General features: G+C 63.7%; 20 protein-coding genes and 2 tRNA genes. 9 read left to right on the top strand and 13 right to left on the bottom strand.

Annotated features, from left to right (window positions below; all coding sequences use genetic code 11):
• Positions 1-152: 152 nt before the first annotated feature.
• Positions 153-238, bottom strand: a tRNA-Tyr gene (locus tag QXZ85_RS27515).
• Positions 239-451: 213 nt separating this feature from the next.
• Here QXZ85_RS27515 and rlmB point away from each other — a divergent pair.
• A complete protein-coding gene (gene rlmB, locus QXZ85_RS27510) occupies positions 452-1,291 on the top strand; it encodes a 23S rRNA (guanosine(2251)-2'-O)-methyltransferase RlmB (protein WP_316167066.1) in 840 nt (279 codons plus the stop codon).
• A gap of 46 nt (positions 1,292-1,337) precedes the next feature.
• On the opposite strand, the gene QXZ85_RS27505 is transcribed toward rlmB, so the two are convergent.
• Positions 1,338-1,799, bottom strand: a complete 462-nt coding sequence (locus QXZ85_RS27505; protein ID WP_316167068.1) for a hypothetical protein — start codon at positions 1,797-1,799, stop codon at positions 1,338-1,340.
• 61 nt (positions 1,800-1,860) lie between these two features.
• Entirely contained in the window at positions 1,861-2,319 is a 459-nt protein-coding gene (locus QXZ85_RS27500) for a hypothetical protein (RefSeq protein WP_315705469.1), read from the bottom strand.
• 389 nt (positions 2,320-2,708) lie between these two features.
• Here QXZ85_RS27500 and QXZ85_RS27495 point away from each other — a divergent pair, with 389 nt between their 5' ends.
• Both QXZ85_RS27495 and QXZ85_RS27490 read left to right on the top strand, forming a co-directional pair.
• Positions 2,709-3,158: a hypothetical protein gene (locus QXZ85_RS27495; protein ID WP_315761974.1), complete on the top strand. Its 450-nt coding sequence runs from the start codon at positions 2,709-2,711 to the stop codon at positions 3,156-3,158.
• 191 nt (positions 3,159-3,349) lie between these two features.
• Positions 3,350-3,424, top strand: a tRNA-Thr gene (locus tag QXZ85_RS27490).
• A gap of 491 nt (positions 3,425-3,915) precedes the next feature.
• On the opposite strand, the gene QXZ85_RS27485 is transcribed toward QXZ85_RS27490, so the two are convergent.
• Positions 3,916-4,245, bottom strand: a complete 330-nt coding sequence (locus tag QXZ85_RS27485) for a hypothetical protein (RefSeq protein WP_315705134.1) — start codon at positions 4,243-4,245, stop codon at positions 3,916-3,918.
• 121 nt (positions 4,246-4,366) lie between these two features.
• On the opposite strand from QXZ85_RS27485, the gene QXZ85_RS27480 reads away from it, so the two are divergent.
• Positions 4,367-4,585, top strand: coding sequence for a helix-turn-helix transcriptional regulator (locus QXZ85_RS27480; protein ID WP_315741789.1), 219 nt, complete (start codon positions 4,367-4,369; stop codon positions 4,583-4,585).
• 477 nt (positions 4,586-5,062) lie between these two features.
• Here the strand turns inward: QXZ85_RS27480 and QXZ85_RS27475 are convergent, their stop codons facing one another.
• The 4 genes from QXZ85_RS27475 to QXZ85_RS27460 form a co-directional block, all read right to left on the bottom strand.
• Entirely contained in the window at positions 5,063-5,326 is a 264-nt protein-coding gene (locus QXZ85_RS27475) for a hypothetical protein (protein ID WP_315741366.1), read from the bottom strand.
• Positions 5,327-5,435: 109 nt separating this feature from the next.
• Complete coding sequence (locus QXZ85_RS27470; RefSeq protein ID WP_315741790.1) at positions 5,436-6,011, bottom strand: DUF2147 domain-containing protein; 576 nt, start codon at positions 6,009-6,011, stop codon at positions 5,436-5,438.
• A 61-nt stretch (positions 6,012-6,072) separates the two neighbouring features.
• Positions 6,073-6,735: a DUF3313 domain-containing protein gene (locus tag QXZ85_RS27465; RefSeq protein WP_315705132.1), complete on the bottom strand. Its 663-nt coding sequence runs from the start codon at positions 6,733-6,735 to the stop codon at positions 6,073-6,075.
• A gap of 168 nt (positions 6,736-6,903) precedes the next feature.
• On the bottom strand, positions 6,904-7,482 hold the full coding sequence (locus tag QXZ85_RS27460) for a TetR/AcrR family transcriptional regulator (RefSeq protein ID WP_315705131.1): 579 nt from the start codon (positions 7,480-7,482) through the stop codon (positions 6,904-6,906).
• 333 nt (positions 7,483-7,815) lie between these two features.
• Between QXZ85_RS27460 and QXZ85_RS27455 the strand changes: the two genes are divergently transcribed.
• A complete protein-coding gene (locus tag QXZ85_RS27455; RefSeq protein WP_315729721.1) occupies positions 7,816-8,370 on the top strand; it encodes a hypothetical protein in 555 nt (184 codons plus the stop codon).
• 360 nt (positions 8,371-8,730) lie between these two features.
• A complete protein-coding gene (locus tag QXZ85_RS27450) occupies positions 8,731-8,985 on the top strand; it encodes a hypothetical protein (protein WP_315705129.1) in 255 nt (84 codons plus the stop codon).
• Between the two features lie 145 nt (positions 8,986-9,130).
• Here QXZ85_RS27450 and QXZ85_RS27445 read toward each other — a convergent pair whose 3' ends face one another.
• The 4 genes from QXZ85_RS27445 to QXZ85_RS27430 form a co-directional block, all read right to left on the bottom strand.
• Positions 9,131-9,370, bottom strand: coding sequence for a hypothetical protein (locus QXZ85_RS27445; RefSeq protein WP_315705128.1), 240 nt, complete (start codon positions 9,368-9,370; stop codon positions 9,131-9,133).
• Positions 9,371-9,576: 206 nt separating this feature from the next.
• Positions 9,577-10,290: a porin family protein gene (locus tag QXZ85_RS27440; RefSeq protein WP_315705127.1), complete on the bottom strand. Its 714-nt coding sequence runs from the start codon at positions 10,288-10,290 to the stop codon at positions 9,577-9,579.
• 302 nt (positions 10,291-10,592) lie between these two features.
• Positions 10,593-10,994, bottom strand: coding sequence for a hypothetical protein (locus tag QXZ85_RS27435; RefSeq protein WP_409977523.1), 402 nt, complete (start codon positions 10,992-10,994; stop codon positions 10,593-10,595).
• A gap of 184 nt (positions 10,995-11,178) precedes the next feature.
• Positions 11,179-11,592, bottom strand: a complete 414-nt coding sequence (locus tag QXZ85_RS27430) for a hypothetical protein (protein ID WP_315705126.1) — start codon at positions 11,590-11,592, stop codon at positions 11,179-11,181.
• Positions 11,593-11,884: 292 nt separating this feature from the next.
• Between QXZ85_RS27430 and QXZ85_RS27425 the strand changes: the two genes are divergently transcribed.
• Positions 11,885-12,436 carry a tetratricopeptide repeat protein gene (locus QXZ85_RS27425; protein ID WP_315705125.1) on the top strand — a complete coding sequence of 184 codons (552 nt, stop codon included), beginning with the start codon at positions 11,885-11,887 and terminating at the stop codon, positions 12,434-12,436.
• 160 nt (positions 12,437-12,596) lie between these two features.
• On the opposite strand, the gene QXZ85_RS27420 is transcribed toward QXZ85_RS27425, so the two are convergent.
• Complete coding sequence (locus QXZ85_RS27420; RefSeq protein ID WP_315741370.1) at positions 12,597-14,171, bottom strand: S10 family serine carboxypeptidase-like protein; 1,575 nt, start codon at positions 14,169-14,171, stop codon at positions 12,597-12,599.
• Between the two features lie 251 nt (positions 14,172-14,422).
• On the opposite strand from QXZ85_RS27420, the gene QXZ85_RS27415 reads away from it, so the two are divergent.
• Both QXZ85_RS27415 and QXZ85_RS27410 read left to right on the top strand, forming a co-directional pair.
• Positions 14,423-15,085 carry a hypothetical protein gene (locus QXZ85_RS27415; protein ID WP_315705123.1) on the top strand — a complete coding sequence of 221 codons (663 nt, stop codon included), beginning with the start codon at positions 14,423-14,425 and terminating at the stop codon, positions 15,083-15,085.
• 13 nt (positions 15,086-15,098) lie between these two features.
• Positions 15,099-17,252: an adenylate/guanylate cyclase domain-containing protein gene (locus QXZ85_RS27410; RefSeq protein WP_316175273.1), complete on the top strand. Its 2,154-nt coding sequence runs from the start codon at positions 15,099-15,101 to the stop codon at positions 17,250-17,252.
• Positions 17,253-17,322: the final 70 nt, after the last annotated feature.

Genomic DNA, 17,322 nt, shown 5'->3' with positions numbered 1-17,322 from the left:
ACACAAATGGCAATATCTGGATACAGTTGGCTCCATCAAGCCCGGCGGCTTGGCGGCGCCATTGCCGAGCAAGTTCGGCCAAATTTACCCGAGCCTACCGACATTCGGAGAACGGATTGTCCGAAAGGCTTGACTTGAGCTACCGGCGGGGTTGGTGGGGGAGGCAGGACTCGAACCTGCGAAGCCATGAGGCGGCTGATTTACAGTCAGCTCCCTTTGCCACTCGGGACACTCCCCCGTTTCAATGGCATCGGCGGCCTTCCGCAAAGAGCGGCGTTCGACCATCAGCGCCATAAAGACGGTAAGGCCGCGGGGGCCCTCAAAGCGGGCGCGCGCGGCCGGGGCCGTTATGGTCGAAGGCGGACCGCAAAGTCAACCAAGGGAATGGCAAATTTCCGGGTCCCACACTGCCAAATTGCCAGAATCTGGTCCGCATGACACAAGCCCTTTCATGAAAGAACGCGATCGAAAGCCCCCCGCCCGGCGCCCCGGTGGTAAACCAGCCGGCAAATCCTTCGGTAAACCCGGTGGTTTCGGCCGGCCGCCGGCGTGGCGCGAGCGCGGATCCGATCATGACGGGCCGGTGATCCTCTATGGCTGGCATACGGTGAGTTTGGCGCTCGCCAATCCGCAGCGCCGGATCCGCAAATTGTATCTGACCGAGAATGCCGCACGCCGGCTCGCCGAGGAACAGATCCCGACCCGGGTGACACCGGAGATCGTCCGCCCCAGCGAGATCGATCGCCAGCTCGGGCCTGATGCGGTGCATCAGGGTCTGCTTGCCGAAGCCGATCCCCTGCCCTCGCCCGATGTCGAGACCCTGGAAGCGGCCGGCATGGTCCTGGTCCTGGACCAGATCACCGATCCGCACAATGTCGGCGCCATTCTGCGCTCGGCCGCGGCGTTTGGGGTGAAGGCGATCGTCACCACCGCGCGGCACAGCCCGGAAGCAACCGGTGTGCTCGCAAAGTCCGCCTCCGGCGCATTGGAGCTCGTGCCGATCGTCACCGTGCAGAACCTCGCCCGCGCGCTGAGCCGACTGAACGAGCGCGGCTTCCAGACCGTCGGCCTGGACAGCGCAGGATCCGAGAAGCTCGCCGCGATCGAATTGCGCCAGCCGCTCGCGCTGGTGCTCGGCGCCGAAGGCAAGGGCCTGCGGCAGCTGACCCGCGAGACCTGCAGCGTGGTGGTGCGGCTCGACCTGCCGGGCGACATCAAGAGCCTCAACGTCTCCAACGCCGCAGTGCTGGCGCTTTACATCGGCGCCAGCCAGCTTGGACTCATGCCCTGAACCGCAACACGCCCGCCCGCGGGCACCGAACCTCGCGCACCCGCGATCAGTCGTAGCGGCGCAGCACCGGGCGGCCTTGATAGTACCGCGAATAGCCCCAACGATACGCCCTGTGGTGGCGGTAGCCGTAAACGGCGGGGCCGGAGACGCCGGCGCCGTGATAGTAGTGCCGGTAGCCATAACCATAGGCCGGCAGCGCACTCTCCCTGTAGGCCGGATAGGGCGCGAAGGCGCCCGGGCCGCTGTAGGTCGGGCCCTGATTCACGTAGTAATATTGGGTGGTCGGCTCGACCAGGCGCTCATAGCGCGCGCCGCAGGCGCCGCAGCCGGAGTAAGTGTAGGTATAGGTCGGCTGATAAGTATAGGCGGGCTGATAGACGTAAGCCGGCGCACAGGGAGCGTAAGCAGTGCACGCCCCGCAGGTCGTAAATCCGCAAGCCGCCGCGGGCGCTGTGCCCACGACAGCAAGGCCAATAACGGCAACAAGTCCTGAAATCGTTTGACGCATTACTCTCTCCTGTCGATCAGTTTTTTATTGATCTCGTTTTATTGGTCTCGAGCCCTCGCCGTTACCGGCGATAGTCCATCGGCGGGCCGCCGAAATCGCGATGACCCTCAGGCGGCGCCAGGATCACCGCAGGTGGATACATCGGCACCTCCGGCTGCGGCGGCTGCATCATGGATTGGGCGCCCCATGATCGATGATAGCTCTCTGCCGGCTTCGGCAATTTGCGGTTGGCCGGCGGCTCGATCTCCATCCGTCCATAGCCCGGCTTGGAGCCGAGGCTCGGATAATAGTGGCCGACCTGCGGCTCGGAATCGACATAGCGGCCGCCATAGATGGTGGGCTGCATCTGATAACCGCGGCCAAGCCCGAATTGCCCTTCGACCACGGCGTAGGATGCATCGATGCCGTTGATGATGATCGGCACACCCGGGCGCATCGGCCTGATGATCTCGAACCCTTCGCTGGCGAAGGATGCGGAGGCCGTTCCGATCAGAATGGCCAAAGCCATGGTAAAACGCATAGAGTTCACGTCCCGGTTGTCCTGTTCAAATTACCTCAATGGCCGCCGATAAGGGTTAAGGGCGCACCTCGATCTTGCGGTAAGCCTAACGCGCGGGCATTCCTCCCGGGTTAATGCCGCCGACTATCGCTGCCGCCCCATTTTCCATGTTGGTGAGAAGCGGCTGTGACGCGTGCGCACGCCGAAATCGCAAACGGTGCGGCCATCGCCGCCAACAGCGCGACCATCCCGATCGTCGATCCCACACCGAGCACCCAGCAGCGCGCCGCGCGGATGAGAGACGGTGGCATTCGCAATCTCTCACGACGGTTTGAAGAAGCCGGAGAGATATCCAGGAACCCCAGTCCGATGTTGCGCTTAGCTGGCGGGGCACAACGACGGAGTATTCCATGAACAAGATCGCTATTGTCGGGGTGGCGGCAGCGCTTGCGACGGCATTGTCAGGTCCCGCGCTCGCCAAGCACGTCAAAGGACACCGCAACATCGTGCGCGAGCAGACCATGCCGCAGCAGGCCGATGCCGGCTGGAACAACAACGGTTGGGATCGCCGCAACAGCGGTTTCTGGCCGGTCGATGTCGCCGCCGGCGCAGTCGGCACGGCTGCCGGAGTCGCAGGCGCTGCGGTCGGAACTGCCGGCGCGATCGCCACCGCTCCATTCCGCGCGGCCGACGCTTACGCCTATGACCCGGGACCCTATCACTACAGCCAGCCAGCCTTTGACCGCGGCCCGACGGGCTATTATGGCAACTGGGACAGTTATGCCACCCGCAACGGGCTGGCCTGCCGTCCCGGCACGATGTTCAAGGGCAGTGATGGGGTGATGCACCTCTGCCAGTGACGAGGGGCCGGCACGAGCCATCAAGCGTCTCGGCCAGGGGCGACCTTAGGGTCGTCCCTTTGTTGCGGCCCACGCCCGATTGCGGACGGGAGTAGCCTCGCCAGGGCAACTCTGATAGGAACGGCGCCGCTGCCCGCCTCTGCCAGCGCAAGCTGGCTTCCGGAAGGCGGCGCGATCCTGACGATGCGTTCGCCGGCTTAGCTCAGCGGTAGAGCAGCGGTTTTGTAAACCGAAGGTCGGGGGTTCAATCCCCTCAGCCGGCACCATCCTGTTCATCCGCTGCCATCAACGAAAATCCACAGCCATCCGAAAGCAAAGCACAGTCAATGGCGTAGCTATCTGACGCCACCGAAATGCTACCAAATCCCTGCGATGGCATTTGATGACAAGCCTGGGTGACGGCCCAGATGACGGTACGAGACTGCCCGCGTTGACCGCGCTCCGACCGGGCGAGTTGCGTCAGTTGCGACGGAGCTGGGTTAGTGCACACGACAACGCCCCAGCCATTTCGCTGCCGGCCGAAATCATGAAGATGCGTCGGCCGCGCGTGTGCCCCTCAACAGCCAAGCGGTCGCCATCCCCGGCGAGTTGCGCGAGCTGACCGGCAGAAGCGAGTTCGTGTTTCCGTCCTCGCGGTCACACATGCGGCCGATGAGCAAAGGCACCCTTGGCGCGGCACGCCGCGGCTTGGGTATTGAGGGCTCCACTTTGCCACATTCGTTGGGCTTCGCCGCCCTGCAAGCCCGTCTCTGGGATGTCAAGCTTGCCGCACAGTCTCCACTTCATGGCGACGCATTATGCCATCCAAATTGGACAGGCGCTCATAGACAGCGCGCGCCGCATGTCGCGCACCTTCGTGTTTATAGGCATCAGCCAGTTCCAGCAGGCTCCCTTCCGCCTCCATCGCCTGGGCGGTCCCGTAATGGTCTTCCGACAACATCCAATACATCTCCATCGCCTGCCACAAACAACCTTCATGGCGGTACCGGTGCGCCATGGCCAAGAGATCATCGAGGCTGCGGTGGATCGTGTCCGATCGGCGTTCTTGCCAAAGAGCGATCTGCCGTGGCGATTGTTCAAGCTCCATAGCCTCCTCCTTCTGTCAGGACGTTGGTCGAACCGTCAAAAAGCAGGACAACCTTACATGATAGTCTTGCACCGTAGCAACCTTTAGTAAGGTCGCATTTTGTTGCACCTTGTTGCGCTCTGTGCGCAGCCGGGCTGGGCTTAATCTACAAAGGATAAGGCGCGACAAGGGGTTCTCGCAGGAGGAGCTTGCGCACTGGGCACGCGTCCACCAAACCTGTTTGTCAGGCGTAGAGGACGGCAAGCGCAATCCATCGATCGACGTTTTGGAACGTGTCGTGGCTGCGTTGGGCGTCGGCACGGAAGAGCCATTTCGTCGGCCGCGCGCCGAACGACGATAGCTCCAGGCGTCCTCGAAGGTGCGTCCGCCCGAAAGAGAGGCGAGTAGACTGCTGCCCCTTTATCTGAGGGACTGAATCTGAGGGACCGAAGCCCCCTGCACTGATATGCTGAGGTGCGCGCTGATCAGCGCGAGCGCATTGACGACTATCTGGGGTGGACCAATGCCGCACGAGACCACCACCATCACCAAAGACGTATGGGCGGCCTTCTCTCCTTGACCCGCGGGGACATTCGATTGGCGTGATGGCGGCGGTCGAGCCCAACTCGCCGGCTCCTTTGCTAGCGCCGTCGATTGTCGCTCCGCCAACACTTCCGGGCTGGTGCTAGCGATCCCGGTCAGCGCGTTCGATGGCGCCAGGCTTGTCGACCTGCCGGCCCTTCGAGGCGCTTGCTACCGAGATGACGTCCGAACCTGACGCCGGACGTTTGGCCAAGGCGGGCTCGGGCGACCGCTAGCGGCACCAGCCAACCTCGCGCTATTTCTCCGCAAACAGGGTTGGCGAACCCGCTCCCGGCCCACTCCGTTCATCCGCTGGCATCAGGCCCATCTGCACGGCATTCTTGCGGGAGATCATGGGCGCCGTCGCCGTCTCGACGGCCTGGCATGGCGCAAAGAGTGCAGTGACCGAAGCCGCAGATGGGGACGGACACGAGTCGGCGATCTTGGTCGAATGGACCGCCCACCCGGCGCCAGCAGCAACCGCAGCGATGGCGATGGCTGCAACAATGCTCTGTCTCATGGCGACGCTCCTCATCGCCCCCACTCGGAGAACCCAATGCCCCGCTGCGAGTTCCATAGATGTCGCCGCGGCCGCGCGGCAGAGCAACTCAAACGCCAAATCCACGACACTACCGCGCTCGCGTCTTGGCGGCAGTCGCAGCCGGCAGCCGCGGCGCTGCCCATTCGGGGTCGGCGACGGGGCCAGTGGGATCGCCGGTCGGCCCGAGCAATTGGCCCGGCGCCGCGTCTCGCGTCTGGGTCCAGCTCTGAGTGGCGCAAAATAGCCCGAGCAGACAGCCCTTCACGGCCAATCGGCCCGGGCTGTCGCGCCAGACCGAGACGCCGTAGGTTTTGCCGTCCTCGGCATTGTACACCTCGCCGGCGTAGCGGCCGTCGGCGGTTGGCTTGAGACCGAGCAGTATCTGATGGCCGAGCAGCGCCCGCGGCCGCTTGGCCGGATCAGGATTGAGCCGATCGCGGAATGGCTGACCTCTGCTGTCCACCAGCTCCTTCATCCAGACGATGTAGCCGCAGATGCGCTCGGGCGCGGCGCCGCAACGTTCCAACCGCACCCGGGCGCGGCCATCTTCAGTCAGCCAAGTGCCGCCGGGGTCGCTGACGGTCGCGGCCTGGCCTCGTCCTTCGGCCACCGAGAGCAGCATGCTCAGGGCAAGACGCAGGACCACACGCAGCAGGAATCTTATTTTCACCTCGATCGACCTCGTCCTTGTGTCCGCCTCGAGCCATGCGCTGCCTCGCATGCGCTCACCTGAGCTGGGCGAGGAGCGCATCGGCCCCCTTGTCGACGCCCGCCTCCGCAGCTGCGAGCGCACCGACACTGGCCTGGATGTCGTAGGGACTGGGGTATTGCTTGCTGACGAAGGCACTCAGGAGCCGCCCGCTGGGCGCGTCGAGAATCTCGACCACGTAGAACACCGATCCGGTCAGCAGCCCCTCGCCGTCGCGCGCGGTCTGCACGCCGTTATAGACCGCACCTGCCAGATCGAAGCGCGACATGGTCCCCAACACGGGCGTGTTGGTCACCGCACCGGTCAAGGTGAGCCGCACGCGCAACGTGTTCGGCTGGCGCTGGCTCACGGTCGCAAAGCGCGTACTCAGTCGCTCCAGAAAACGCGCCCGCATATAGGTGGCGAGCTTCACCTTGTCCTGCTCGGGCATATCGCCGAATTGGTGGTCGCGGCCGCGATAGATCACGACCGGATCCAGCATGACCTTGTCGTAACCGCGCCAATCGACCGGCGCAGCGTAGCGATACGGCACCCGTCCCGAGGTATCGGATGCGTTCGGTGCGAGGTAATGCGCCGATGCCACTTCAGAATAGGCCACCGGGGTGACGCTATTGCATCCTGCCACGGCGGCGGACCACAGCAGAGCCAGGACGCTGCGGGTCCGGATTGGACCTTTCATCTTCCCTCCAAAACGCGAGATGGCCCCTGCGGCAGCATCCTGATGCGCTGCATCATAAAACCGACTAGACGGTTTGTAAAGTGCCAGAGAAGATGCCGGTTGTGTTTGGCTGCAGCACACGGGGCTCCGATCAGGCGCCCCAGCTCGCAACCATTGAGCCAAGAGGCCTCAGGAGGCTGACGTCTGCTCCAGGGCGGTCCACTGGGTGTCGTCCGCCAGGCGGCCGAACAGCCGTTCCATCTCCTCGTCCGCAATGGGGGAGATCCGCAGCATCGCCATCAACGCCAGGCCGCGCGCCGCCGCCCAACGCAGGACTGCAAGGTCCGGATCGGATGCTTCCGCCCTGATCTCGGCGACTCGCTCAGCGTCTCCAGCGCGCGCGTCCGCCAGCAGCCCTGGATCCTGGGCCAAGGCGCCCAGCATCGCCTGGGCGACTGAGAATTGCTGCGCGATCAGCTCACGCGAGGTCGCGATCTGCGTCGCGAGTTCGGGCTGTTTCGTGGCGCCGGCCGTCTTGCGCCTGAACTCTTTGGAGAACTCGCCGAAATGAACGAACTGCTGCTCGAGCAGCGCCCTCAATACCGCTTCCTTGTTGCGGAACTGATGCATCAAGCCGCCCTTGCTCAAGCCGCTCTCGCGCGCGATGGCGTCCAGGGTCAGCCGCCCCGGCCCGTCGCGTGCGATGATGGTGAGAGCAGCCGATAAAGCCGCTTTGCGCGACCGTTCAGAACGGGAAGGATTATCCATGATCCGGCTTGGAGAAATGGCGAGGCATTCACGACCTCGCACTTGATGGAAGCGAGCTTGGCTCGTCAAGACACCAGAGAGCCGCCGTGCATTGTGCGTCCCAGCGCGGTTTGGAACTATTCCGACGCGAGCGTGTTCAGCTGGGCTGGTGATCGTTGGGGGCGCAATGGGGACGGGAATGCGGCAGTCGTACTGCCCCATTTCATCCGCAACATTCATTCATCCCCAGAACTCACTGGCCCGGCTACTTGATCTGGGCCGAAGACTTTGCTGCAATCACAGCGCGAGGCTGAGGGGTAAAGCGCCATGGGGTGGAAAGAGGAACGCGACGCCTTGATTGCGCAGACGTTGGCTTTCGTCGAGCAGGTCACGGGCAAACCCGTCGATTTTGCCCAGTTGGCTCCCCCTTCGATACCTGTCAGCGCCCCCCATCAGCCATCGGCGGCACCGGTGTCGACCCCGCCGCAGTCCGGCGCAGGCGGGAGCGAGCCCGCTGGGTCCGAGTCCGCCTCTGCCCCGGCCGAACAGGACATCCTCGCTGTAGAGGGATCTGTTGAGCTAAGCGCAGCAAATGATGCGGGCGAAGCGGTGTCTTCATCATCGGCACCGGAGCCGGATAGCTCCAACCCATCCGAATTCGCTCCGGTCGCGGACGAAGGACCGGCTGCCGGCTCGTTCCGGGCCACGCCCTTCAAAAGCACGCCTTCCCCTGCCCTTACCGCACAACTCGGCATTCAGCGGAACATGCAGGACGAAATCCGTGCCCGCATCGCGAGCTTTCGCGCCCATCAGGAGCGCTTCAACCGAGAGCGCCAGGAATATTTCACCACGACCTTGGCGCGGCTGCGCGCGTCGATCGAGCAGACCTCGCGGAACGACAACAAATAGCGTGACGCTTTGCGCGAGACCGTCTCTTGCGTTCGGGAGACCGAATGGATGAAAGCGATCGCCCTAACGCGCAGATAGCCAAGCGCAAAGCAGCGCCACATTGGCCGCCAAAGCCACCAGCAGCCCGAAGGCGAGCGTCAGCTGTATTCGCCCGCAAAAGATGTGGAGGTCGGTCCCCATGGGGTTAACCATCCGGCGATTCTAGGCGACGAGTCCCAGAGATTCTTTTTTCCAAAATTTAGGACTCGTTTACGACTCGCCGAACTGGAAATCGCCGCTTTCCTGCCCAAGCCCCGCCTGCGTCTCGGCGCAAGCTTTGTTCATCCTCGGTTCATCTTGAGTCGACCGGAGCCGTTCAGAATGCCCTACGCGCTGTTTTGCAACGAAGCCAAGTTGAGCAAGGCCTATCCGACCGAGGCCGACGTCTGGAGACTGGCCCGGCAAAGCGGACTTGTGGTTGACGTCACGACCGGTACGCGTCGCTCTGACGTCCACCTCTGTCTCGACAACGACTACGAGATCAGGCCTTGTGCCGTCGAGCCGGAAGAAGATCCGTGGCAGAATTGCGCAGAGGCCGAGCAGCAGCTGCCGCTCCACATCCCATTTTCATCTTGAGCGCTGCTTCGCCCTGAGCGCTGCGAACCCTCCCCCCTGGGAGGAATGCTCCGAGGGAGATCCAGGGGAGAATAGAAGAGACACTTCAACCGCCCCCGGACAGCACAGGCTGTCCGCGGTCGATCCACCGCAGCGGTCGCTCGCCTTACGGCGTCGCCGTGGCCAGCGACGCCTGCTCGGCAGGAAGCGCGACGCATGTCCGCTTGCGGCTCAGGCCGCGGATGACGCCCGTCACCTTCAGCACCTTGCCCGGCGGGCACGATGCGTTCTGGACGAACGCGACCTCATAGGGCGCCAGCATCAGCGGCTCGGACTTGAGAATGGTTTGGGCAGAGCACGGCAAGGCTGCCGCGGACAACAACAGCACCGACACCAAAATACGCATGGGGGATGATCCATCAGACCGGCGGCCCCATAATAACCGATCGTCGGCTAAAGTTTCACGAAGCTTTGAAAAAATTTTTGCAGCGGCGAAGGAAGCCCGCCGTGACGTGGGCAAATAGCGACAGCAAAACGCCCGCGAGGGTCGCGGGCGTGAGCAATTTCCTGGCTTAGGCGTCGAGCCGGAGGACCCAGCAGCCGTCGTGACAATCAGTACTTGCTGGCAACCGGGCCGCCCCATCCGAAGCGGTAGTTCACCCCGACCTTGACCGTGTGCTCGTCGCTGTTGAAGCGGCTGCCGACGATCGGCGCAGGACCGCCCGTGAAGGTCGTATTGCCGAAATTGTAATACTGATACTCGGCCTTTGCCGACCAGTTCGGCGCGAACATGTATTCGAGGCCGCCACCGACGGTGTAGCCGTCCTTGTGGTTGCCGTTGGTGGTAAAGGCCGCAGGGATGCCTGCCACCGAGACGCCAAGGCCATTGCCGTCACGCCAGGCATAGCCGCCCTTGGCGTAGAGCAGCGCTGGTCCCCAGGTGTAGCCGATCCGGCCGGTCACCGAGCCGAGTTGGTTGGCACCGGTCGAGGTGACCACGGTCGCGCCGGGGAAACCGAAATTGGTCGTGTTCCGGTCCATCCAGCTGTACTGAGCCTCGATGCCGAGCACCCAGTTCGGCGCGAACTGATAATCGAAGCCGCCCTGCACACCGCCCAGGAAACGGCCGTTATTGCCTTCCAGGCTGTTGCTCTGCGAGAAGGCGCCGCCGAGATGGCCGCCGATATAGAAGCCGGTCCAGTTATAGATCGCCTGCGGCGGGGCATAGACAGGCGCCTTGTTATAGGTGCGCGCAGGCATGTCGGCGGCGAAAGCCGGGGCCGCCAAGGCCGACAACGCGACAGCACTTAACAAAACTCGTTTCATCGAAAGTCCCCGTTATTCAGTTGCGACATCTATCGAACATCGTGGCCGCATTTGGGTTGCCCGATGGCGCTGACGCAGCTGTGAATGGGCGGCGCCTGTCACCCCCGGGCAACAAAGGCCTTTTGTTCCATAGGCTTCCCGAATTTTTCGTGAAGCGCGCCCTGCCACAGGTTTGGTCCGGCAAAGGCGGGATTTGTTCAACCCCTCCTTTAATTGTGATGCGTGGTGGGCGAGCGCAAGGAGCGCCCCCGAGAACGAGGCAAGCCTCGACAGCCAAGGATGGCTCGCGTTAGAGCCCGGCCCTAGCGGGTCATGGCCGCCAGTTCCGGGAAGGGCGCAAAGGTAACGCCGGCACAGAGTTCCCCGGCATTCTCGACCACCCGGTCGAGCCGTCCGTCGACATAGACGATGGCCCGGTCGCTCGATGGACCATAGGAACCGTCGGTGTCGCGGGCGGAATATCGCAGACAGCTGACGTAGCGCAGCCTGCCGCCGACGGTCCGCTGCACCGGCTCGGCCATCGCCGTGTCCTGCAGACCGACCGGGTTGTTCAAATAGGTCCGCATGAACGCCAGGATCTCGGCGCGGTAATTGTTCGGGAACGGCTGGCTGGAAATCCCGCGGTCGCTGGTAAACGAAAGCGTGTTGCTGCTGTCCCCGTCGGTGATACAGGCCGCAAGCAGCAGCGGCAGCAGCAGCACCAAAGCCCTCGGCGATATCACCTGGCTCGCCCCGTTCAAGACTGAGATTCGTCGCCCGGCGTTCTAAACAATCCGCGACGCAAAGGAAATCGGTTCTGATCGAAGCCCCCCCGCCTCTGTCGGGCGCACATGCTGTGCGCCCGACGACAGACCCCAACTCTTCATGGTTGGCCGAAGCTAGTCGATCTCAGCCGCGGCGGGCTGTCGGCGACACCGGCCTGAAACTGACCTTCGGCATGGCCTTGTGGCTGGTCTTGTTGAAGCCGACCTTGGCCTTCGGCGCGCCGTGCACCTTCATCGAAGCCCGCATCGCATTCACCTTCTTGTGATGACGATGGGCGTAATGCCGATGCGCGCGGTGCTGGCGAGTCACCTTGGTCGGATTGGCTTGCGACTTCGCGACAGTCGAGTTCACGCCGCCGGTCTTCGCTGCCCCGGCATTGGCCGTACCGGTGGTGAGCTGGGTGTTCGGCGCGGTCTGGGTTTGAGTCTGAGCCTGACCGGATTTGGGGGACACGTCCGTCTTCGCGCGGCCGGCGGCAACGGCGGGCGCAGCCAGGATCGATGCGGCGAGCAGTGCAACTGACATCTTCTTCAGCATGGTCATCTCCTTCGGATGGATCTGAGAGGGACCGGCCCGATCAGCCGGCCTCATCGATCATGCAAAGGAGCGTAAGGCGCCTGCACTGAACCCATCCTGAAGCGGGTTTCAGGCTAGCGTTCATGTTGATGACTGACTTGTTACCTAAATGACCGCCCTGTCACCTTCCCGCCGGTATAATGCACAGATCGCGGCGCAAAATCCGCGCAAATAGCCGGGAATATTTCCGCGCTGCGAAGGTTCATGTCGCAGTTGTTACCGTTGGATCGCCAATCGAACTCGGGAGAGATGAATGAATAAGTCTGCGATCAGGATTGCCACGCTGGCGCTGTTCTCGATGGCCGTGGCCTCCGGGCCGCTGCTGCTGTCGAAGGCGTACGCGGCGGGCAGCGACACCCCGTCGGCGCCGCCGGCTTCTGATTCGACGAAGAGCAAGAAGAAGGGCGACAAGAGCTCGAGCATCGAGGATCCGAAATTCCTTGCCGCCTATCGTACGGCCTACACCACGATCTACGACCGCGGCGATTACGCCTCGGCGATCGAGCAACTCAAGGCGTTGCATCGGGAAGACGTTGCCGACGTTGCCAACCTGATCGGCTACTCCTACCGCAAGCTCGGCAACTACGAGGCCTCCAAGCAGTACTACGAACAGGCGCTGGCGGACGATCCGAACCACGTCCGCACCTGGCAGTATTTCGGCTTGTGGCAGCTCGAACAGGGCAACCGCGAACAGGCGCAGTATCACCTGGGCAAGGTGGCGCAGCTCGCCGGCACCAACAGCTACGAATATCGCTCGCTGGCGGCCGCCCTCGAAAAGCAGCCGGGCACCGGCCTCGTCTACTAAGCGCCGAGGTTCCTTCCTCGTCGCCTCCTTGAAAAAATGGCGCAACCTTCGGGTTGCGCCATTTGTTTTGCGGCATCGGATGTTTTGCGGGCATCGGATCGACCCGATCCGATGCCCGCGATGCGAAGGCCGCAGGCACCGAAACGGCGCGTGATTCCCCCTACTTCATCAGCGCTTCGACCTCGCCGCGGAACGCGTGCCGCGAGTCATCGCGCGAATAAAACATGTGGCCGCCGGGATAGACCACGAGCTTCGTCCGTGGCGGCTGCGCGAAGGCCGGCAGCTGATCGAGCTTGATCTTCGATCCGTAGTACGGGGTCGCCAGGTCGAACAGGCCGTGGCCGACCAGGAGCTTCAATTTCGGATCGAGCGCGAGGATCCGGCGGAGATCGCCGACGGATTCCGTGGGATGCAGGCCGCGGCCGAAATCCCAGGCCTTGTTCACCGAACCGCTCAACAGCTCATACGAGCCGTCCGGCCGCCAATTGAGCTTGCGGGTGGTGAGATCGACGATCGCGCTGGTCATCGGCGCGGTCAGCCCATCGCCCGAGGGATCACTGAAATGATAGAAGCTGGAATCCGGATAGGGATCGAATCCCAGCACCGAGGCGTCGTAACGCCCGGTGATCTTGCCGTCGCGACGGTCGAATTCACGACGAAACTCGGCAATGTCGATGCGGCCTGCAAGGCGCCGGCTGACTGAAGGCTCGATCCCGGTGAGGCTCGCGACCTTATCGGCAAGCCGATTTGTCGCATCGGCATCCGCCTCGCCTTTGACCAGATCGAGCAGGAAGTCGCTGCTGGCGTACCGCTCGACATCTGCGAGATCGGCACGCGTGACCGGGCCTTTGAGCTGTCGTGCCACCGCTGCGAATGTGGGCAGGCTCGCGACATATTGCAGGAGGCTCGATCCTGAATAGTCGCGGAAATCGAGGACCGGCGAAATCAGGATCAATCCCTTGATGCCGACGCCCTGCTCGTTCTGCAGATTGCGCACGAGCTTCGGCCCGCGGATGCCGCCATAGCTCTCGCCGACCAGGAATTTCGGCGACGAGAGCCGGTCATGCTTTTCCAGCCAGCGCCGCACCACCAGCGCCAGCGAGCTGACATCGCCGTCGACCGAGAAGAATTTCTTGCGCACGTCTTCGCCGGTCGCCACGAAACGGCTGTAGCCGGTGCCGACGGGATCGACGAAGACGAGATCGGTGAAGTCCAGCCAGGTGTCGGCATTGGACTCTAACGCGGGCGGACTCGACGGGGTGACGCTGTCGGCGTTCATCGGCAACCGCCATGGCCCGGTGTTGCCGAGTTGCAGCCAGGCCGACGCCGCTCCCGGCCCGCCGTTGAAAAAGAACGTGACCGGACGGCTTGCACGATCGGAGCCGTCGAGCTGATAGGAGGTATAGGCGATATCGGCCTGCGGCTCGCCCTTGTCGTCGAACAGACGAATCGAGCCGGCCGTGGCGGTAAAGGCGATCGTGCGGCCCGGCAATTCGATCTTGTGCTTGGTCGTGGAATCCGGCGGCAGCTTGTGCTGTTCGGCGGCGGAGGGCGAAGCCGGCGTGTTGGCGGCGCGGGCCCCGGTCGAGCCCGCCCGGGGTCCAGCCGGCGTTGTCGTCTGCTGCGCTTGAGGCGGTGGCTGGTCCTCCGCGCGCGCAATTCCTGCCCAGACCAACAGAGCGCCGGCGAAGGCCGCACAGCCGGCGCGTTGCAACTTAGAACTCGAAACCACCATGTCATTCCTCCAGGGGGGGACCACCTCCCCTCACTACAGCGGCACTCTTGCGGCCGAAAGTTACGATCTCTTACGACAGATGAATGAAGCTGTGCGGCCAACCTAAACCATGTCGTCCACCCGGACGGTCACATCGAGGCGAGTGCCCGGTGCGATCGGGTATGGTATGCGCTCGAACCGATCGCCCCTTTGTCGCGTCTAAATCCAGGGGCATCGGGGATCCCACCTGCCGCCGCTCACGGAGTTCATGAATGAAGACAGCGCCGCTCATGGTCGCGGGATGGATCGCTCTGGCGACGCCGGCCTTCGCCGCTCCGCCGGTCGCGTTGGTCGAGGAGATCCAAGGCGACGTCACCGGGGCGGAACTGATGGATTATGTCGTCCCAGGACAGCACATCAAGCTCGGGCCAGACGGCGCGCTCGTGATCAGCTATCTGAAATCCTGCCGCCGTGAGACCATCGGCGGACCGGGCGGCGTCACCGTGGGAGTTGGAGAGAGCAAAGTCGAAGGCGCCACGCTCAAGAACGACATCGTCAATTGCGATGCTGCTCACGCCGAGGCTACCGCGCCCGAGACCAGCGAGGTCGCAGCAACCATCGTCCGCGGGATCGCTCCTGACAGCGCCCCGATCGCGCAGGCGATCGTCTATGGCGCATCGCCGATCTTCGAGGTCAACGGCCGGGGCATCCTGGTGGTCGAACGCCTCGATCAGCCCGGCGACCGCCAGCAGGTCGAGATCTCCGGCCGGCAGTTCAAAGGCAGGTTCTACGATTTCGCCGGCACCAGCCATCCGCTGACGCCGGGCGGCACTTATGTCGCGAGCTTCGGAACCTCGCGCATCGTGTTCCGGGTGGATCCGCAGGCCAAGGCCGGCCCGGGACCAGCGGTCGGGCGCCTCATTCGGATGAATTGATGGAAGCGGCTCCGTGACGATCGGCCGCCGGGCGCGCGACACGCTTGCCGTTCTAGCGATCGCTCTCGTGAGCGCGGCTCTGTTCGTCTCTCCCGCCTTCGAGCGTGGCCGCGGGCTGTCGCTCGACATCCTGACCTGGCTGCGCTTCGAGGCGTTCGGCAACCGGCACGCGCCGGAGGAAAGTCCGAGCGTCGTGGTCGCGATCGACGAGGAAAGCTACGCGACGCCGCCGTTCAGCGGCTCGCCGCTGCTGACCTGGACCGGAGAGATCGGCCGCGTCCTCGGCGCGGTGATCGATGGCGGAGCAAAGGTGGTCGGGTTCGACATCGTCTTTCCGACCTCGATCGAACAATCCGAGATCCCGCTCGGCGACAGCACCTTGGGCGAGAAGACCCGTGGTTTCGATCGCGAGTTCCTGCGTGCCCTCGCCGCAGGCGCCGCCGCCGGCAAGGTCGTGCTGGGCGAAGTGTTCGCGGAGCAGCCGATCGTGCCCTCGCCGGGCCAGCGCATCGCCGTTCGCCGGCAGCAAAACCTGCGCCCGCTCAACACCTATACCGATAGCGACGACGTCGTGCGTCGTCATCCCCTGACGGTCGCCGTCGATGGCCTGAGGGTGCCGAGCCTGGCGCTGGAGCTGGCCGCACGCGCACGCGGCAACTCGCCCGCTATCGATCCGGACGGGACGGTGCGCCTCGGCGATATCGGCTCGGCCGGTCGCATCGCCAATACGATCACGTTGAATTTCGCCGGCGGCGCCGACGACATCCCGACCTATTCCTTTGCCGACCTGCGCGCCTGTGCGGTTAACGGGGACAAGGACTATTTCCGCCGCGAGTTTGCCGGCAAGGTGGTCCTGATCGGCACGGTCGGCATCGAGGACCGCCGTCTGACCTCGAAGCGCTTCGCCACCCGGGCCGAAGGGGCACGACGGCCGCGCTGCGCTCTGGCCGAGCGAAAAACCGCAGCGACATTCGCGCGGAGCACGATCGCGGGCGTCTATATCCACGCCACCGCGATCAACAACCTGATCCGGCACGAGGCCGCAATCGAGCTTGGATGGCCCAGCACATTCGCACTCACCCTCGCCTTTGCGGTTCTTGCCGCCGTGCTGGCACGCCTGGCCAAGCCCGCCACAGCCGCAGCCGCGCTGTTGGGGCTGGCCGTGCTCTATACCGGCCTCGCAACAGCACTGTTCAACCACGCCTATGTGCTACCGCTCGGCGAGCCGTTCGGGGCCGCAGCGCTCGCGCTCGCTGCCATCATCGGTTATCGATTCATGGTCAGCGACAAGGACCGCAGGCTCCTGCAGAAGAGCTTTGCCTATTACCTCGCGCCGCATCTGATCGACCGCATGCTCGTCTCCCACAAGCTGCCCCAGCTCGGCGGCGAGACCCGCGAGATCACCGTCTTCTTCTCCGATATCGAAGGCTTCTCGCAGATCGCCGAGCGGATGCCGCCTGCGTCGCTGATGGCGCTGACCAACGAATACCTGTCGGCCATGACCGATGTGATCGAGAGCCATGGCGGCTATGTCGACAAATATATCGGGGATTCCGTGGTCGCCGTGTTCGGCGCACCGATCGACGATGCGCGCCATGCCACCAATGCGGCGCGCGCGGCACTCGCGTGCAAGGCGCGGCTCGACGAGCTCAACCAGACCTCGGCCGCGTTCCAGGGCATCAAGGTCGCCCAGCGCATCGGCATCAACAGCGGCGAGGCCCTGGTCGGCAATTTCGGCTCGCAGCGCCGTTTCAACTATTCCGTCATGAGCGACGCGGTGAATGTGGCCTCGCGGCTCGAAGGCGCCAACAAGTTCTATGGCACGGTCATCATCGCCTCGGACAGCACCGTCGCAGCCGCGGGCGCCGAATTTGCCTGGCGCGAGCTCGACACCGTCAGGGTCAAGGGCCGCGAACAGTCTTTGACGATCTTCGAGCTGGTCTGTTTCGCGCAGGAGCTGACGCCAGAGCAGAAGCGCGTGCTCGCCGATTATGCGGCAGGTCTCGGACATTGGCGGGCCGGCCAATGCGAAGAGGCCGTCGAGTGCTTCGCACGCTCGGCCGATGCCGACCGTCCCAGCGCGCTGTTCGCCGAACGGGCCCGCCAGGCCGGGTGCGAAGTCCCCTGCCCCGGCTGGGATCCCGTGCGGAGCCTGCAGGAGAAATGACAAGACCATAACAGGGCAAATCCAAGGAGTTCGTCGCGCCGCCGCCGGCCTGAAAACCTGGGCAAGGCAA

It is taken from the genome of Bradyrhizobium sp. SZCCHNGR1005, from assembly GCF_032489995.1.
Lineage (GTDB): Bacteria > Pseudomonadota > Alphaproteobacteria > Rhizobiales > Xanthobacteraceae > Bradyrhizobium.
The sequence above is the reverse complement of the archived record's forward strand: the minus strand, read 5'-3'. Positions and strand labels throughout refer to the sequence as shown.

Coding starts and splice junctions, on each gene's coding strand:
- rlmB (WP_316167066.1), top strand. CDS start 452: ATGAAAGAACGCGATCGAAAGCCCCCCGCCCGGCGCCCCGGTGGTAAA.
- QXZ85_RS27505 (WP_316167068.1), bottom strand. CDS start 1,799: ATGCGTCAAACGATTTCAGGACTTGTTGCCGTTATTGGCCTTGCTGTC.
- QXZ85_RS27500 (WP_315705469.1), bottom strand. CDS start 2,319: ATGCGTTTTACCATGGCTTTGGCCATTCTGATCGGAACGGCCTCCGCA.
- QXZ85_RS27495 (WP_315761974.1), top strand. CDS start 2,709: ATGAACAAGATCGCTATTGTCGGGGTGGCGGCAGCGCTTGCGACGGCA.
- QXZ85_RS27485 (WP_315705134.1), bottom strand. CDS start 4,245: ATGGAGCTTGAACAATCGCCACGGCAGATCGCTCTTTGGCAAGAACGC.
- QXZ85_RS27475 (WP_315741366.1), bottom strand. CDS start 5,326: ATGAGACAGAGCATTGTTGCAGCCATCGCCATCGCTGCGGTTGCTGCT.
- QXZ85_RS27465 (WP_315705132.1), bottom strand. CDS start 6,735: ATGAAAGGTCCAATCCGGACCCGCAGCGTCCTGGCTCTGCTGTGGTCC.
- QXZ85_RS27460 (WP_315705131.1), bottom strand. CDS start 7,482: ATGGATAATCCTTCCCGTTCTGAACGGTCGCGCAAAGCGGCTTTATCG.
- QXZ85_RS27450 (WP_315705129.1), top strand. CDS start 8,731: ATGCCCTACGCGCTGTTTTGCAACGAAGCCAAGTTGAGCAAGGCCTAT.
- QXZ85_RS27445 (WP_315705128.1), bottom strand. CDS start 9,370: ATGCGTATTTTGGTGTCGGTGCTGTTGTTGTCCGCGGCAGCCTTGCCG.
- QXZ85_RS27440 (WP_315705127.1), bottom strand. CDS start 10,290: ATGAAACGAGTTTTGTTAAGTGCTGTCGCGTTGTCGGCCTTGGCGGCC.
- QXZ85_RS27430 (WP_315705126.1), bottom strand. CDS start 11,592: ATGCTGAAGAAGATGTCAGTTGCACTGCTCGCCGCATCGATCCTGGCT.
- QXZ85_RS27425 (WP_315705125.1), top strand. CDS start 11,885: ATGAATAAGTCTGCGATCAGGATTGCCACGCTGGCGCTGTTCTCGATG.
- QXZ85_RS27420 (WP_315741370.1), bottom strand. CDS start 14,171: ATGGTGGTTTCGAGTTCTAAGTTGCAACGCGCCGGCTGTGCGGCCTTC.
- QXZ85_RS27415 (WP_315705123.1), top strand. CDS start 14,423: ATGAAGACAGCGCCGCTCATGGTCGCGGGATGGATCGCTCTGGCGACG.